This window comes from Bradyrhizobium sp. CCBAU 11361, from assembly GCF_028128935.1.
GTDB lineage: Bacteria > Pseudomonadota > Alphaproteobacteria > Rhizobiales > Xanthobacteraceae > Bradyrhizobium > Bradyrhizobium niftali.
Genome location: NZ_LBJZ01000194.1, coordinates 44,490 through 59,913 on the forward strand (window position 1 = coordinate 44,490; position 15,424 = coordinate 59,913).

The 15,424-nt window shown below is 65.5% G+C and carries 13 protein-coding genes; 11 read left to right on the plus strand and 2 right to left on the minus strand.

What is annotated here, in order from left to right:
* Nucleotides 1-213: 213 nt before the first annotated feature.
* The gene (locus XI08_RS34395; RefSeq protein ID WP_271577817.1) at nt 214-1,191 is read right to left on the minus strand and encodes a LysR family transcriptional regulator; all 978 of its coding nucleotides are present in this window, start codon (nt 1,189-1,191) and stop codon (nt 214-216) included.
* A gap of 120 nt (nt 1,192-1,311) precedes the next feature.
* Here XI08_RS34395 and XI08_RS34400 point away from each other — a divergent pair, with 120 nt between their 5' ends.
* The 10 genes from XI08_RS34400 (at nt 1,312) to XI08_RS34445 (ending at nt 12,732) form a co-directional block, all read left to right on the plus strand.
* Nucleotides 1,312-2,349 (plus strand): class 1 fructose-bisphosphatase, encoded by a 1,038-nt coding sequence (locus XI08_RS34400; protein WP_271577818.1) that lies wholly within the window; start codon nt 1,312-1,314, stop codon nt 2,347-2,349.
* 11 nt (nt 2,350-2,360) lie between these two features.
* Entirely contained in the window at nt 2,361-3,236 is an 876-nt protein-coding gene (locus XI08_RS34405; RefSeq protein ID WP_027546252.1) for a phosphoribulokinase, read from the plus strand.
* A 16-nt stretch (nt 3,237-3,252) separates the two neighbouring features.
* Complete coding sequence (gene tkt, locus XI08_RS34410) at nt 3,253-5,271, plus strand: transketolase (RefSeq protein WP_271577819.1); 2,019 nt, start codon at nt 3,253-3,255, stop codon at nt 5,269-5,271.
* A 12-nt stretch (nt 5,272-5,283) separates the two neighbouring features.
* Nucleotides 5,284-6,369 (plus strand): class II fructose-bisphosphate aldolase, encoded by a 1,086-nt coding sequence (fba, locus tag XI08_RS34415; RefSeq protein ID WP_271577820.1) that lies wholly within the window; start codon nt 5,284-5,286, stop codon nt 6,367-6,369.
* Nucleotides 6,370-6,400: 31 nt separating this feature from the next.
* Entirely contained in the window at nt 6,401-7,861 is a 1,461-nt protein-coding gene (locus XI08_RS34420) for a form I ribulose bisphosphate carboxylase large subunit (RefSeq protein ID WP_027546249.1), read from the plus strand.
* Between the two features lie 11 nt (nt 7,862-7,872).
* The gene (locus tag XI08_RS34425; protein WP_271577821.1) at nt 7,873-8,277 is read left to right on the plus strand and encodes a ribulose bisphosphate carboxylase small subunit; all 405 of its coding nucleotides are present in this window, start codon (nt 7,873-7,875) and stop codon (nt 8,275-8,277) included.
* A gap of 99 nt (nt 8,278-8,376) precedes the next feature.
* Nucleotides 8,377-9,309: a CbbX protein gene (gene cbbX, locus XI08_RS34430; RefSeq protein ID WP_271577822.1), complete on the plus strand. Its 933-nt coding sequence runs from the start codon at nt 8,377-8,379 to the stop codon at nt 9,307-9,309.
* Nucleotides 9,306-10,043 (plus strand): ribulose-phosphate 3-epimerase, encoded by a 738-nt coding sequence (rpe, locus tag XI08_RS34435; RefSeq protein ID WP_271577823.1) that lies wholly within the window; start codon nt 9,306-9,308, stop codon nt 10,041-10,043. The genes cbbX and rpe overlap by 4 nt, the downstream gene beginning before the upstream one ends.
* 238 nt (nt 10,044-10,281) lie before the next feature.
* Entirely contained in the window at nt 10,282-12,132 is a 1,851-nt protein-coding gene (locus XI08_RS34440; protein WP_271577824.1) for a putative bifunctional diguanylate cyclase/phosphodiesterase, read from the plus strand.
* A gap of 387 nt (nt 12,133-12,519) precedes the next feature.
* On the plus strand, nt 12,520-12,732 hold the full coding sequence (locus XI08_RS34445; RefSeq protein ID WP_027546244.1) for a hypothetical protein: 213 nt from the start codon (nt 12,520-12,522) through the stop codon (nt 12,730-12,732).
* 21 nt (nt 12,733-12,753) lie between these two features.
* On the opposite strand, the gene XI08_RS34450 is transcribed toward XI08_RS34445, so the two are convergent.
* The gene (locus XI08_RS34450; RefSeq protein WP_271577825.1) at nt 12,754-13,590 is read right to left on the minus strand and encodes a universal stress protein; all 837 of its coding nucleotides are present in this window, start codon (nt 13,588-13,590) and stop codon (nt 12,754-12,756) included.
* Between the two features lie 213 nt (nt 13,591-13,803).
* Between XI08_RS34450 and XI08_RS34455 the strand changes: the two genes are divergently transcribed.
* Nucleotides 13,804-15,351 (plus strand): Do family serine endopeptidase, encoded by a 1,548-nt coding sequence (locus XI08_RS34455; protein ID WP_271577826.1) that lies wholly within the window; start codon nt 13,804-13,806, stop codon nt 15,349-15,351.
* Nucleotides 15,352-15,424 lie beyond the last annotated feature (73 nt).

Here is a 15,424-nt window from a genome sequence, read left to right on the forward strand (position 1 = left end):
TCGCCGGTTCTGGTCGGGAGCGGAATCCGTGGCGACTACGGGGTTACCCCGGCGCCTGCGTATGATAGCAAGTCGCCCGGATCTCCTTCACGTCGGCCGGGGGCGAGCGATGACCACCTTCAACCGCATCTTCACGACAGAGCGCCTGCTGCAGATCATCGTCATTCTCGCGGCGACGATTGCGATGAAGCTGATGGGGTAAGCATCGGCGGGCTAGCGCTCGCCGAACTCCGGCACGTCGGGCAGATAGTTCGACCCCTCCGAGCCCAGAAAATCGAACATCGCCTGCGCCGGCGGCAGCAGCACCTTGTCGCTGCGGCGGATCACGTACCATTGCCGCACGATCGGAAGGCCGGCGACGTCGAGCACGATCAGGCGGCCCTCGGCAAGCTCGTGCGCCACGGTGTGGGCCGAGATGAAGGCGATGCCGAGCCCGGCGATGACCGCCTGCTTGATGGTCTCGTTGCTGCTCATCTCCATGCCGATGACCGGCTCGAGGTCCGACTTCTGGAACATGCCCTCCATGAGCGTGCGCGTGCCCGATCCCGGCTCGCGGGTGAGGAAGGTCTCGTGCACGAGGTCGGTCAGGCTGAGGCCGGAATCCTTCTCCAGCCAGTGCCCCTTGCGCGCGACGATGATGTGCGGATTGCGCCCGAGCTGACGGACGTCGACGCTGACGTCGGCCGGTGGCCGACCCATCACCGCGAAATCGAGGTCGTAGCCGTGCATGGCCTCGCGGATCTCCTCGCGATTGCCGATGGTCAGCCTGATCTCGATCTTCGGGTACCGCTTGGTGAACGCCGCAATCGCATGCGGGACGAAATACTTCGCGGTCGAGACCGCGCCGAGATGCACGGTGCCGCCGGTCCGCCCGGCGAGCAGGTCGAGCGCGCCCTGGCAGTCCATGATCGCGGCTTCGACCCGTTCGGCGAGCGCCAGGACCTCCTTGCCCGCCTCCGTCAGCAGCATGCCGTCACCGGTCCGCTGCACCAAAGGCAGGCCGGCGAGGTCCTGAAGCTGGCGCAACTGCTGGGTCACGGCCGGCTGCGTCAGGCCGAGATGGCCGGAGGCCGCCGTCACGCTGCCCTTGGCCGAAAGCGCCGCGAGCGAGCGAAGCTGCCGGATCGTCAGATGCCGGAGCTGGGCCGCCGCATGGCCAGGGCCATTATAAGAAAATTCTTTAGCGCTCATTATGAATAGAAATTTTCCTTATTAAGCCACCCCTGTCAATCTCCTCATGCCGGGACCGACCGCGACCTGCCTCCACCGGGGAGGGAAATGGATGCGGCGCCGGCCAGGGGATGGACGCAGATGACCGGGCAACTCAGGCTGGATGACCACCTTCAACGGTATTCGGAGACCGCACCCCACGCGTTGGCGGTGGCGACCGCAGTCGATGCCATCGCGGCGGCGGCGATCGAGATCGCCGACCTCATCGGCACCGGCGATCTCGCGGACGCCTCGGGCCTGACCACGGGCCGCAACAGCGACGGCGACGTCCAGCGGGATCTCGACGTCCAGGCGGATGCAATCCTGCGCCGCTGTCTCGGCAAGCTGCCGATCGCAGCGCTGGCGTCCGAGGAGATGCGCGAGCCGCAGATCGTCGACCGCGCGGCCCGGATCTGCGTCGCGATCGATCCGCTCGACGGCTCCTCCAACATCGACATCAACATGACCGTCGGCACGATCTTCTCGATCCTGCCCGCGCCTGACGATCTCGCGCTCGCCTTCCATCAGCGCGGCTCGGCGCAGCTCGCGGCGGGCTTCGTCACCTACGGTCCGCAGACCTCGCTGGTGCTGACGCTCGGCGACGGCGTCGACATCTTCACGCTCGATCGCAAATCCGGCTGCTTCCGCCTCGCGCGCAGCGCCGTGCAGATCTCCGAGGCGGGCGAGGAGTTCGCGATCAACGCGTCCAACCGCCGGCATTGGGATCCTCCGGTGCGCGCCTTCATCGACGAGTGCCTCGCCGGCGTCGAAGGCCTCGCCAATCACGATTTCAACATGCGCTGGATCGGCTCGCTGGTCGCGGAGACCTATCGCATCCTCACCCGCGGCGGCGTGTTCCTCTATCCCTCGGACGCGCGGCCCGGCTATGGCGACGGCCGCCTGCGCCTCACCTACGAGGCGCATCCGATGGCTTACATCATCGAGCAGGCCGGCGGTTCGGCCTCGACCGGACGCGAGCGCATCCTCGATTTGTCGGCGCAAAGCCTGCACCAGCGCGTGCCGCTGATCATGGGCTCGAGCAACGAGGTGCGGCGCGTCGAAGAGTTGCATTGCGATCCGCTGCTGGTTGCCAGCGTCTCGGCGCCGCTGTTCGCGCGGCGCGGCTTCTTCCGGCTGTGAGGAGGGGACACATGTCCAGGAAGCATCCGATCATCTCCATCACCGGCTCCTCCGGCGCGGGCACGACCTCGGTCAAGAAGACGTTCGAGCAGATCTTCTTCCGCGAGAAGGTCAACGCCGTCTACATCGAGGGCGACGCCTTCCATCGCTATGACCGCGCCGAGATGCGCACGCAGATGGCGAAGGAGGCCGAGCGCGGCAACAGGCATTTCAGCCATTTCAGCCCCGAGACCAACCTGTTCGAGGAGCTGGAGCGTGCCTTCCGCGACTACGGCGAGACCGGCACGGCGGTGACGCGACACTATGTGCACGATGCCGAGGAATCCGCGCTGCACGGCGCGCCTCCCGGCACCTTCACGGAATGGGAGCGGCTGCCGGAGAATTCGGACCTGCTGTTTTACGAAGGCCTGCACGGCGCCGTCGTCACCGACAAGGTCAACGTTGCGCGCTACGCCGACCTGAAGATCGGCGTCGTGCCCGTCATCAATCTCGAATGGATCCAGAAGCTGCACCGCGACCGCAGCGCGCGGGGCTATTCGACCGAGGCCGTCACCGACACCATCCTGCGGCGGATGCCGGATTACATCCACTACATCTGTCCGCAATTCACCGAGACCGACATCAATTTCCAGCGCGTGCCCACGGTGGACACGTCCAATCCGTTCATCGCGCGCTGGATCCCGACGCCGGACGAATCGATGGTCGTGATCCGCTTCAAGAACCCGCGCGGCATCGACTTCCCGTATCTGCTCTCGATGCTGCCCCACAGCTGGATGTCGCGCGCGAATTCGATCGTGTGCCCCGGCGCCAAGCTGGACCTCGCGATGCAGCTGATCCTGACGCCGCTGATCATGCAGCTCATCGAGCGCAAGCGAAACCTGAAGTGAACAAGGAGAGAATGCGATGAACATCTCCGTCCATGCCGAAGCCGACCTCACGGCTGTCGCACATAACGATCTCGCCAACGCCGTCCGCTTCCTCGCGGTCGATGCCATCGAGACATCGCAGTCCGGCCATCCCGGCCTGCCGATGGGCATGGCCGATGTCGCGACCGTGCTGTTCTCGCGCTTCCTGAAGTTCGACTCGGCGCACCCGAACTGGCCGGATCGCGATCGCTTCGTGCTCTCCGCGGGCCACGGCTCGATGCTGCTCTATGCACTGCTCCATCTCACCGGCGGCGCCGTCAGCCTCGATGACATCAAGGCCTTCCGGCAATGGGGCTCGAAGACACCGGGCCATCCCGAATACGGCCATACGCCAGGGGTCGAGACCACGACGGGGCCGCTGGGGCAGGGGATTGCCACGGCCGTCGGCATGGCGCTCGCCGAGCGCATGGCCAATGCGCGGCATGGCGATGGGCTCGTCGACCACTTCACGTATGTCATCGCGGGCGACGGCTGCCTGATGGAAGGCATCAGCCAGGAGGCGATCTCGCTCGCCGGCCATCTCCAGCTCGGCCGCCTGATCGTGCTGTTCGACGACAACGGCATCTCCATCGACGGACCGACGTCGCTTGCGACATCGGACGACCAGCTCGCGCGCTTCGCAGCCTCCGGCTGGTCGGTGCGCCGCGTCGATGGGCACGATCCCGAAGCAGTTGCGCAGGCGATCGCCGAAGAGCGCGAGACCACAAGGCCGTCGCTGATCGCCTGCCGCACCGTCATCGGTTATGGCGCACCGGACCGGCAGGGCACAGAGAAGGCGCATGGCGCGCCGCTCGGCACCGAGCAGACCGCTGCGGCGCGCCGGACGCTCGGCTGGGATTATCAGCCCTTCGTGGTGCCGATCCCGATCCTCAAGGCGTGGCGCATGATCGGGCAGCGGGGACAGGTCGAGCGTCTCGCCTGGCTCGATCGCTATGAAAGTGCTTCGCCCGAGCAGCGCGACCTGTTCGTCGAAGGCAAGGTCGTCGCCCTGCCGGCCGCCTATGCGCTGGCGGCGGCGAAATTGCGCGAGCGCTTTGCGAGCGAGCGGCCGAAGCTCGCGACGCGGCAGGCCTCGCAACAGGTGCTCGACGGCATCGCCGGGACAATTCCGGGCCTCGTCGGCGGCTCTGCGGACCTGACGCATTCGAATCTGACCCATGCCAAGGCGCAAGCTCCCGTCAAGAGTGGGGCGTTCGCCGGCGACTACATCCACTACGGCATTCGCGAGCACGGTATGGCCGCCGCGATGAACGGCCTCGCGCTGCACGGCGGCTTCATTCCCTATGGCGGCACGTTCCTCGCGTTCTCCGACTACAGCCGGCCGGCGATCCGCCTTGCGGCCTTGATGCGGCTGCGCGTCATCCACGTGATGACGCACGACTCCATCGGTCTCGGAGAGGACGGCCCGACGCACCAGCCGGTCGAGCATCTCGCCGCGTTGCGCGTGATCCCGAACCTCCTGGTGTTCCGTCCCGCCGACGCGGTGGAGACGCTGGAGGCCTGGGACTGCGCCCTTGCGGCGGAGCATCGTCCCTCCGTGCTCTGCCTGTCGCGGCAGGCCTTGCCGACGTTCCGCAGTGATGCGCGCGGCAGAAACCGTGTCGCGCGCGGTGCCTATCTCGTGGTCTCGCCGGATGGCGGCCGCGATGTGACGCTGATGGCGACCGGCTCGGAAGTCTCGATCGCACTGGAAGCCGCCCGCCTGCTCGCGACCGAGCACATCCGCGCGGCCGTCGTCTCGGCGCCCTGCTTCGCGCTCTTCGAGGAGCAGCCGGAGGATTACCGCACCGCCGTGCTCGGCACCGCGCCGCGCGTCGGGATCGAGGCGGCCGTGCCCGGCGATTGGCCGCGCTGGATCGGTGCCGACGGTGAATTCGTCGGCATGCGCGGCTTCGGCGCTTCGGCGCCGGCACCGGTGCTGTACCGCGAATTCGGCATCACGCCGCAAAACATTGCGGCAGCCGCCCGCCGGGCGATCGCCCGCAAAAGCCAATAAGGAGGACGACCCTTGGCCCGTATCACCCTTCGCCAACTGCTCGATCACGCCGCCAGCCACGGCTACGCGGTGCCGGCGTTCAACATCAACAACATGGAGCAGGGGATCGCGATCATGCAGGCGGCCGCCGAGGTCGATGCGCCGGTGATCATCCAGGCCTCGCGCGGCGCGCGCAGCTACGCCGGCGATCTCATGCTCTCCCACATGATCGACGCGCTGGAGCGGACCTATCCCGACATCCCGCTCTGCATGCACCAGGACCACGGCAATGACGAGGCGACCTGCGCGTCCGCCATCGCGCACGGCTTCACCTCGGTGATGATGGACGGCTCGCTGAAGGCCGACGCCAAGACCGCGGCCGACTACGACTACAACGTGGCGATCACCCGCCGCGTCGTCGATCTCGCCCATTGGGTCGGCGCCTCGGTCGAAGGCGAGCTCGGCGTGCTCGGCTCGCTCGAACATGGCGGCGGCGAGCAGGAGGACGGTCATGGCGTCGAGGGCAAGGTCAGCCACGACCAGCTGCTGACCGATCCCGACCAGGCCGTCGATTTCGTCCGCGCGACGAAAGTCGATGCGCTGGCCATTGCGATGGGCACCTCGCACGGCGCCTACAAGTTCAGCCGCAAGCCCGATGGCGATATCCTGGCGATGCGGGTGGTCGAGGAGATCCACCGCCGGCTGCCGAACACGCATCTCGTCATGCACGGCTCATCCTCGGTGCCGCAGCCGCTCCAGGACATGTTCAACCAGTTCGGCGGCGAGATGCCGCAGACCTGGGGCGTGCCGGTGGAAGAGATCGTGCGCGGCATCAAGAGCGGCGTGCGCAAGGTCAATATCGACACCGACTGCCGCCTGGCGATGACTGCCGTGTTCCGCAAGGTCGCGGCGCAGAGCCGCCATGAGTTCGATCCGCGCAAATTCCTCAAGCCGGCGATGGACGCGATGCGCGAGCTCTGCCGTGAGCGCTTCGAGCAGTTCGGCACCGCGGGCCACGCCAGCAGGATCAAGGTCGTTCCCTTGAGCGAGATGGCGCGGCGCTATCGCGCCGGCGAGCTCGATCCGCGCGTCGACGCCCGAGAGTCGGTCGCCGCCTAGTCATTCAGAGAGAGAAGAACAGGAGAGAGTCATGAACGCACATACCGGCACGGTTCGCGGCAAGGAGCGCTATCGCTCGGGCGTCATGGAATACAAGCGCATGGGCTATTGGGAGCCCGACTACACGCCAAAGGACACCGACGTCATCGCGCTGTTCCGCGTCACGCCGCAGGAAGGCGTCGATCCGATCGAGGCGTCCGCTGCGGTTGCCGGCGAGTCTTCGACCGCGACCTGGACGGTGGTGTGGACTGACCGGCTGACGGCCGCCGAAAAATATCGCGCGAAATGCTATCGCGTCGATCCGGTGCCGGGCACGCCGGGCTCGTATTTCGCCTACATCGCCTACGATCTCGACCTGTTCGAGCCGGGCTCGATCGCCAACCTCTCGGCCTCGATCATCGGCAACGTGTTCGGCTTCAAGCCGCTGAAGGCGCTGCGGCTCGAGGACATGCGTTTCCCCGTCGCCTATGTGAAGACGTTCCAGGGGCCGGCGACCGGCATCGTGGTCGAGCGCGAGCGGCTCGACAAGTTCGGCCGGCCGCTGCTGGGCGCAACCGTGAAGCCGAAGCTCGGGCTTTCGGGGCGCAATTACGGCCGCGTGGTCTACGAGGCGTTGAAGGGCGGGCTCGACTTCACCAAGGACGACGAGAACATCAACTCGCAGCCCTTCATGCATTGGCGCGATCGCTTCCTCTACTGCATGGAGGCGGTGAACCGTGCGCAGGCCGCTTCCGGCGAGGTGAAAGGCACCTACCTGAACATCACCGCGGGAACGATGGAGGACATGTACGAGCGCGCGGAATTCGCCAAGGAGCTCGGATCGTGCATCGTCATGATCGACCTCGTGATCGGCTACACCGCGATCCAGTCCATGGCCAAATGGGCCCGGCGCAACGACATGATCCTGCATCTGCACCGCGCCGGTCACTCGACCTATACGCGGCAGAAGAGCCACGGCGTGTCGTTCCGCGTCATCGCCAAATGGATGCGGCTTGCCGGCGTCGATCACATCCATGCCGGCACGGTGGTCGGCAAGCTCGAAGGCGATCCGAACACCACGCGCGGCTATTACGATGTCTGCCGCGAGGATTTCAACCCGACCAAGCTCGAGCATGGCTTGTTCTTCGACCAGTCCTGGGCGAGCCTGAACAAGATGATGCCGGTGGCCTCCGGCGGCATCCATGCCGGCCAGATGCACCAGCTGCTCGATCTCCTGGGCGAAGACGTCGTGCTGCAATTCGGCGGCGGCACGATCGGCCATCCCATGGGCATCGCGGCGGGCGCGATCGCCAACCGCGTGGCGCTGGAGGCGATGATCCTCGCCCGCAACGAGGGCCGCGACTACGTCCATGAAGGGCCGGAGATTCTGGCCAGGGCGGCCGAGACTTGCACGCCGCTGAAGGCGGCGCTCGAAGTCTGGAAGGACGTCACCTTCAACTATCAATCCACCGACACGCCGGACTTCGTGCCGACTGCGCTCGAAACCGTTTGAGGAGACGCAACATGAAACTCACCCAGGGCTGCTTTTCGTTCCTGCCCGACCTCACCGACGATCAGATCGCCAAGCAGGTGCAGTATTGCCTCTCAAACGGCTGGGCGGTGAATATCGAGTTCACCGACGATCCGCACCCCCGCAACACCTATTGGGAGATGTGGGGCCTGCCGATGTTCGACCTCCAGGACGCCGCCGGCGTGATGATGGAGCTCGCCCAATGCCGCAGGGTGTACGGCGACCGATACATCCGTATCAGCGGCTTCGATTCCAGCCATGGCTGGGAGTCGGTGCGAATCTCGTTCCTCGTCAACCGGCCGCCGCAGGAAGCGGAATTCGAACTGGTGCGCCAGGAAGTGGGGGGGCGCGCGATCCGCTACACCACCGTGCGAAAGACGCCTGCACACGTGTCCTAGTCATCCGCTTCCGCGCGGAGCTCTCCCTGCTCCGTATCCTTGGCGGACCACTGCTTCGCCGCTTCCCCCCGCGGCGAAGCTTTTTTCTTCGAGGTGCCGATGCTTGACGTGCCCCATGCGACGACCGCCGAAGGCGGCGCGACCAATTTCGATCTCCGCAAGGAAGCCGAAGCGGCCGGGATCACGGATACGCTGCAGCAGCTCGAGCAGGAGCTGGTTGGCCTCCGGCCGGTCAAGAATCGCGTACGCCAGATTGCCTCGCTCCTGCTGATCGAGCGCATCCGGCAACGTGCGGGCCTCGCCTCCGCGCCGCCGACGCTGCACATGTCGTTCACGGGCAATCCCGGCACCGGCAAGACCACCGTGGCGCTGCGCATGGCGAAGATCCTGCACGGGCTCGGTTTCGTGCGGCGCGGTCAGGTGATCTCCGTGACGCGTGACGACCTCGTCGGCCAGTATATCGGCCACACCGCGCCGAAGACGAAGGAGATCTTGAAGAAGGCGATGGGCGGCGTGCTGTTCATCGACGAGGCCTATTATCTGCACCGGCCGGACAATGAGCGCGACTACGGCCAGGAGGCGATCGAGATCCTGCTTCAGGTGATGGAGAACCAGCGCGAGGATCTCGTCGTGATCCTTGCCGGCTACGGCGAGCGAATGACCAGCTTCTTCGCCTCCAATCCCGGCTTCCGTTCGCGCATCGCCCACCACATCGAATTTCCGGACTATGCGGAAGCGGAGCTGCTCGTCATTGCCGAGCTGATGCTGAAGGAGCGCGGCTATCGCTTCTCGGCGGCCGCGCGCGAGGCGTTCGAGAAGTACATCGCGCTGCGCCGGACCCAGCCGTTCTTCTCCAACGCGCGCTCGATCCGCAATGCCGTCGACCGCATCCGCTTGCGGCAGGCCGATCGCCTGGTGTCCGATCTCGACCGGATGCTCGAAATTGTCGATCTCGAAACCATCGATCCCGTGGACGTGCTGGCAAGCCGCGTCTTCAGCGGCGGGGCCGACGTGCGGAGTGCAAAGCCATGACCAGCGAGATCCTTATCGCGCCCTCGATCCTGGCCGCAGACTTCGCCCGTCTCGGTGAGGAGATCGCAGCCATCGACGCGGCCGGCGCCGACTGGATCCATTGCGACGTCATGGACGGACATTTCGTCCCGAACATCAGCTTCGGCGCCGATGTCATCAAGGCGATCCGGCCGGTGACGAAGAAGATCTTCGACGTGCATCTCATGATCGCGCCGGTCGACCCTTATCTCGAGGCGTTCGCGAAGGCCGGGGCCGATGTCATCACCGTTCATGCCGAAGCGGGCCAGCATCTCGACCGCACGCTGCAGGCGATCCGCGCGCTCGGGAAAAAGGCCGGTGTCAGCCTGTGCCCGGCGACATCGGAAGGCGCGATCGAATACGTGCTCGATCGCGTCGATCTGGTGCTGGTGATGACGGTCAATCCGGGCTTCGGTGGCCAGTCCTTCCTCGAATCCCAGCTCGACAAGATCAGGCGCATTCGAACCATGATCGGCGACCGGCCGATCCGGCTCGAGGTCGATGGCGGCGTCACGCGCGACAACGCTGCTGCCGTGGCCGCCGCGGGTGCCGATACGCTCGTGGCGGGTTCCGCGGTGTTCCGCGGCAAGAGCAGCGCCGACTATGCCGGCAATATTGCAGCTATTCGCATCGCCGCCGAGGCCGGCCGGGTTCCACAAGCGCAGGATAATTCCGCGCAGCCGCTGCGTATCGGCGAAAGCGCGCGTCTCCGGTAGACTACGGGAGCCGTGCACTCCAGGTGTCGCTTGTGCCAACGCGTGCCACTTTGCTCCGGGGTTCCACGGAACTTGCCTCACAAGGCGATCGGATTCCTTCAGGCCGGGGTAACCACCGCGTCCGAGGCGAACGCTCGATTAACGCCCGCGCAATGCTAAGAGTCTCAATCTGCGGTTCAGGAACGCGAGATATCTGCGGGCATGAGGCCTGCACTCGGCCAGTTGGGGTGGCATGAGCATGCATCGCTTGTTCGCTGAGCAGCTTCGCTGTGCCACCGAAGTGACCGGACAGGTCGATCTCGACAAGTTGGGCGAACTCGTCAGCGCGGCCTACGAGGCAAGCGACCGCGATCGCCAGCGGATGGCCGACGCGCGCGCCCAGACGCACGATCAGGTCGAAGAGGACTTGCTTCGGACCCGCGAGTTCCTCGATACGATCGTCGAGAATATCCCGATTGCCGTGTTCGCAAAGTGCGCGAAGGATTCCCGCTACATTCTGCTCAACCGCGCCGGCGAGGACTATTACGGCCTGCCCCGCGAACAGATGCTGGGCAGGACTCCCGAGGAGATTTTTCCGGCAGACGTTGCCCACGTGGTCAACGAGCAGGACCGCAGGGTCGTCGCCAGTGGAATGCCGATGTTCCTCGAGGAACACCTGCTCGAGGTCGGCGTCAAGGGCCACGATCGCGTCGTCAATTCGCGCAAGATGCTGATCAGGGACGGCGCCGGCGATCCGCAATATCTGGTCGGCGTGATCGAGGATGTCACCGAACGCGTCACGAACCATGAGCGCATCAGTCATCTTGCCCATCATGATGCCTTGACCGACCTGCCGAACCGGAGCGCCTTCAACGTGGAGCTGGACGAGCGGCTGGAGCGGGCGCAGGAGGCATCGACCGGCTTTGCAGTGCTCAGCCTCGATCTCGACCGCTTCAAGGAGGTCAACGAAGTGTTAGGCCACCCCGTCGGCGACATGCTGATGCGGGCAGCGGCGGATCGTCTTGCCGCGGAAGCCGACGGCGCCTTCGTCGCCCGCATTGGCGGCGACGAGTTCATGATCCTGATGCCCGACAACGCGCGCCGCGAGGACGTCCTGACGCTGGCCGAGCGCCTGGTCGAGGTGATCCGCAAGGAGCTCGAGGTCGACGACTATCTCTCCCAGGTGGGCGTCAGCGTCGGCATCGCCGTCTACCCCGATGACGGCGTGGATCCCGCGACGCTGCTTGCCAACGCCGATTCCGCGCTCTATCGCGCCAAGCGCGAGGGCAGGGCCCGGGTCTGCTTCTTCGAATCCGAGACGGACCAGGAGCTGCGTGATCGCAGGCTGTTGCAGCACGATCTGCGACAGGCGCTGGAGCAGAACCAGTTCCTCCTCTACTTCCAGCCGCAGGCGCGGATGGAGGGCGAGGTCATCGGCTTCGAGGCGCTGCTGCGCTGGAATCACCCGACGCGGGGCTTCGTGCCGCCGGACCAGTTCATTCCACTCGCCGAGGAGAACGGGCTGATCATCCAGATCGGCGAATGGGTTCTGCGCGAAGCATGCCGCGAGGCGGCATCCTGGCCGCGGCCGCTGCAGGTCGCGGTCAACTTGTCGCCGGTCCAGTTCCAGGCCGGCGACCTCGAACGCTCGATCCACCAGGTTCTGCTGGAGACGAGGCTTACGCCGACGCGGCTCGAGGTCGAGATCACAGAGGTCGTGCTGATCGGCGATTTTACCCGCGCGCTCAATCTGCTGCGGCGGCTGAAGGCACTCGGCATCCGCATAGCGATGGACGATTTCGGCACCGGCTACTCCTCGCTGTCCTATCTCCAGTCGTTTCCGTTCGACAAGATCAAGATCGATCGCAGCTTCATCTCCAACCTCGAGGCGACGCCGCAATCGGCCGAGATCGTCCGCGCCGTCCTCAGCCTCGCGCACGCGCTGAATATCCCGGTCATCGCTGAAGGGGTGGAGACGGAGGCGCAGCGTGCCTTCCTGGCGCACGAGGCCTGCGAGCAGATGCAGGGCTATCTCGTCGGCAGACCCGACCTGATCGAGCGCTATCTCGACCTGGTCGGCGTGACCGTGGAGCGCCGCCTCTACGCCTAGCCATCGCCGCCAGAAACGAAATGAGCCGCCGGTTCCATGCCCGCACGGCTCCAAAGTCGCAGGCTGCGTTGATAGCGTAGCCGTGGTGTACCGCCGTTACCTTGTTTGCGGCCATACGCAAAAATTTATACGCGCGATAAGGACGTGGGGCTGTGCTTTGCCTCACACATGCCGTAACTTTGTGGCTGGTTCTGCGTTGAGCCGTACGCTGCTGAGATCCATCGCCAAACATTTGTAAAGTTTGCGCCAAAGCAAAGCGGCCGCGTTGCAGCACACGTTAACATTCCCGAGACCGACTGGCATTGCGCAGAAAAAGTTTCGCACAAGTGCAATGCCCCTGACGCAAACCGGAGAAATAAGCCGGGTGTGACCGAGAGGGAGATTCTCATGGAGAACGTACGTCGCTACCGTGCGCTGGCGTCCCTCTGTCGCCAGCAGGCGGCCTACCGGCCGCTCCAGAACTGGGAACTCCTCGGCCAGGCCGAACATTTCGAATATCTCGCCGAGCTCGCGCTCAAGGCGCATTTCGATGCGTGCAATGTGCAACGCGACGAGAACGCCACCGCGACCGCTGGATGGGAGACCCCCGCTGCGGCGTGAGAGGGCCAGGGCCAGCTTCGATCAATGCGACATCAGCGTCGGCACCGTCATGGCTTCCAGCATGGCGCGGGTGACGCCGCCGAGGACGCGCTCCTGCAATCGCGAATGGCCGTAGCCGCCCATTACCAGGAGATCGAGGCTCTCGTAGGCCGCCAGCGACAGGATGGTCGGCTGGATCTCGGAGCGGGTGGCTGACAGGCCGACCGTGCGGGTCGAGAGCCCGCGCCGGCCGAGATGTCTTGCCAGATTGCTTGCCGACACTTCGCCGGGCACCACGTCGGCTTCGTTGATCGTGATGATCACGATCTCTTCGGCGCGCGCCAGGAACGGTGCCGCGTCGCGCATCGCGCGGGCGGCGAGCCGGCTGCCGTCCCAGCAGATGCCGATCCGCCTCGCCTTGAAGGCTCCTCGGAAAGTGTACGGCAGGAACAGCACCGGGCCGCCCGCCTGGAACAGGATCTCGCCGGGCACCTCGTTGTCGAACGAGCTTTGCGCCGGATCCGGCTGAAGCACGATGCTGAGGTCGTGCAGCCGCGCCATCTCGCCGAGTGACCTGGCCGCATCCACCGGGATCGCGCCGAGCGGGTGGCATGTGTAGGAAATGCCGGCGTTCGCCGCCTCGCTTCCGAACACCGCGAGCGCAGTCTCGGCCCGCTCAACTGCGCGCTCCCGTTCCAGTTCGAACACGGCCGCCAGGGCGGCCCCGCCGTCCATGACATAAGCTGCACCGGCTGCGACATAGCCGACCGCGGCCGCGTCGAGATGGGCGTTGAAATGCGCTGCGAGCGAGACCGAGCCGTCGATCACGGGACGCATCGGGCGCTCGGTCGGGATGTGGACGAGAATATCCTTGTACATGGTGCGCCTCCGATGGACATCGTTCGGTGGTCGCAGTCTTTCACCGCGCGGGGGCGCAGCGTTGAGCTGCATCAAATGTGCAGCCGTGATTTCCGTCCGTGCCGCCGACCACACCACCTTTGCCAAGATTTAATCGCGTGGACGGGACACCGTAAGGTGCGAGCGGCCATGTTGCGTGCAAGGCGACACCTGACCCAACATGGACATTTCGACATGAATGACCGCGTCAATTCCGACATCACCACGTCCCGCACGATCTTGAAGCCGCGCCGGCTGGCGCTGCTTGGCACCGTGGCCGCGCTTGGCGCGGCCGTGCTGGCTGCTTCTCCCGGCGCTTCGCCGCTCGGCGTAACCTCCTTCATTGCGCCGGCCCAGGCCGCGGAAAGCGCTGCGACTCCGCCGGGCTTCGGCGACCTCGTCGCCAGGGTCAAGCCTGCCGTCATCTCGGTGCGGGTCAAGATCGACCAGGACAACGACAAGAGCGCGATGCTGCAACAGAACCGGATGGATTCGGACGAGGACTCCCCGTTCGACCAGTTTTCGCGGCAGTTCGGCTTCCGCGGCCAGGGGGGCATGAACGGCATGCCGCGCCAGCGTCACCAGATGGTCACGGGCGAAGGCTCCGGTTTCTTCATCTCAGCCGACGGCTATGCCGTGACCAACAACCACGTCGTCGACCACGCCGAGTCCGTGCAGGTCACCATGGATGACGGAACGAGCTACACCGCGAAGGTGGTCGGCACCGATCCGAAAACCGATCTCGCGCTGATCAAGGTCGATGGCAAGAAGGATTTTCCCTTCGTCAAGTTCTCCGACCAGAAGCCGCGGATCGGCGACTGGGTGGTCGCGGTCGGCAATCCCTTCGGCCTCGGCGGCACCGTGACCGCCGGCATCGTCTCGGCCAGCGGCCGCGACATCGGCAACGGGCCCTATGACGACTTCATCCAGATCGACGCGCCCATCAACAAGGGCAATTCCGGCGGCCCGGCCTTCGACATGAACGGCAACGTGATCGGCGTGAACACCGCGATCTTCTCGCCGTCGGGCGGCTCGGTCGGCATCGGCTTCGACATTCCGGCCACGACCGCAAAGCTCGTCGTCGCGCAGTTGAAGGACAAGGGTGCGGTCACCCGCGGCTGGCTCGGCGTGCAGGTGCAGCCGGTGACGTCAGAGATCGCCGACAGCCTCGGCCTGAAGGAGGCGCGCGGCGCGATCGTCGACAATCCGCAGGACAATAGCCCGGCGGCAAAGGCCGGCATCGAGGCGGGCGACGTCATCACCGCCGTCAACGGTACCGCGATCAAGGACTCCCGCGATCTCGCCCGCACCATCGCCACGCTGGCGCCCGGTACGTCCGTGAAGCTCGACGTCTTCCACAAGGGTGCGAGCAAGACGGTGACCCTCGCGCTCGGCGAACTGCCGAACGAGCGGCAGGCCCAAGGAAGCGGAAAAGCCGACGAGGGCAAGGCGCAGCCGGGCAACGGGACGCCGCGCCTCGGGCTCAGCCTGGCGCCGGCCGGCGACGTGCAGGGCGCCGGCCAGAAGGGCGTCGTCGTCACCGAGGTCGATCCGCGAGGGCCGGCGGCGCAGCGCGGCATTCAGACCGGCGATGTCATCCTCAATGTCGGCGGCAAGCCCGTCGCCAATGTCGGCGACGTCCGCTCCGAGCTGGCGCAGGCCAAATCGTCCGGCAAGACCAGCGTGCTGTTGCAGGTCAAAAGTGCGGACGCGACCCGGTTTGTCGCGGTGCCACTCGCGTAAGTCGAGTTCTTCCAGCGCAAATCCAAAAAGGCGGCCTTCGGGCCGCCTTTTCTCGTTGGCATCCGAGATACCC

Coding starts and splice junctions, on each gene's coding strand:
- XI08_RS34405 (WP_027546252.1), top strand. CDS start 2,361: ATGTCCAGGAAGCATCCGATCATCTCCATCACCGGCTCCTCCGGCGCG.
- XI08_RS34440 (WP_271577824.1), top strand. CDS start 10,282: ATGCATCGCTTGTTCGCTGAGCAGCTTCGCTGTGCCACCGAAGTGACC.
- cbbX (WP_271577822.1), top strand. CDS start 8,377: ATGCTTGACGTGCCCCATGCGACGACCGCCGAAGGCGGCGCGACCAAT.
- XI08_RS34400 (WP_271577818.1), top strand. CDS start 1,312: ATGACCGGGCAACTCAGGCTGGATGACCACCTTCAACGGTATTCGGAG.
- XI08_RS34425 (WP_271577821.1), top strand. CDS start 7,873: ATGAAACTCACCCAGGGCTGCTTTTCGTTCCTGCCCGACCTCACCGAC.
- XI08_RS34420 (WP_027546249.1), top strand. CDS start 6,401: ATGAACGCACATACCGGCACGGTTCGCGGCAAGGAGCGCTATCGCTCG.
- rpe (WP_271577823.1), top strand. CDS start 9,306: ATGACCAGCGAGATCCTTATCGCGCCCTCGATCCTGGCCGCAGACTTC.
- XI08_RS34445 (WP_027546244.1), top strand. CDS start 12,520: ATGGAGAACGTACGTCGCTACCGTGCGCTGGCGTCCCTCTGTCGCCAG.
- XI08_RS34455 (WP_271577826.1), top strand. CDS start 13,804: ATGAATGACCGCGTCAATTCCGACATCACCACGTCCCGCACGATCTTG.
- XI08_RS34450 (WP_271577825.1), bottom strand. CDS start 13,590: ATGTACAAGGATATTCTCGTCCACATCCCGACCGAGCGCCCGATGCGT.
- tkt (WP_271577819.1), top strand. CDS start 3,253: ATGAACATCTCCGTCCATGCCGAAGCCGACCTCACGGCTGTCGCACAT.
- XI08_RS34395 (WP_271577817.1), bottom strand. CDS start 1,191: ATGAGCGCTAAAGAATTTTCTTATAATGGCCCTGGCCATGCGGCGGCC.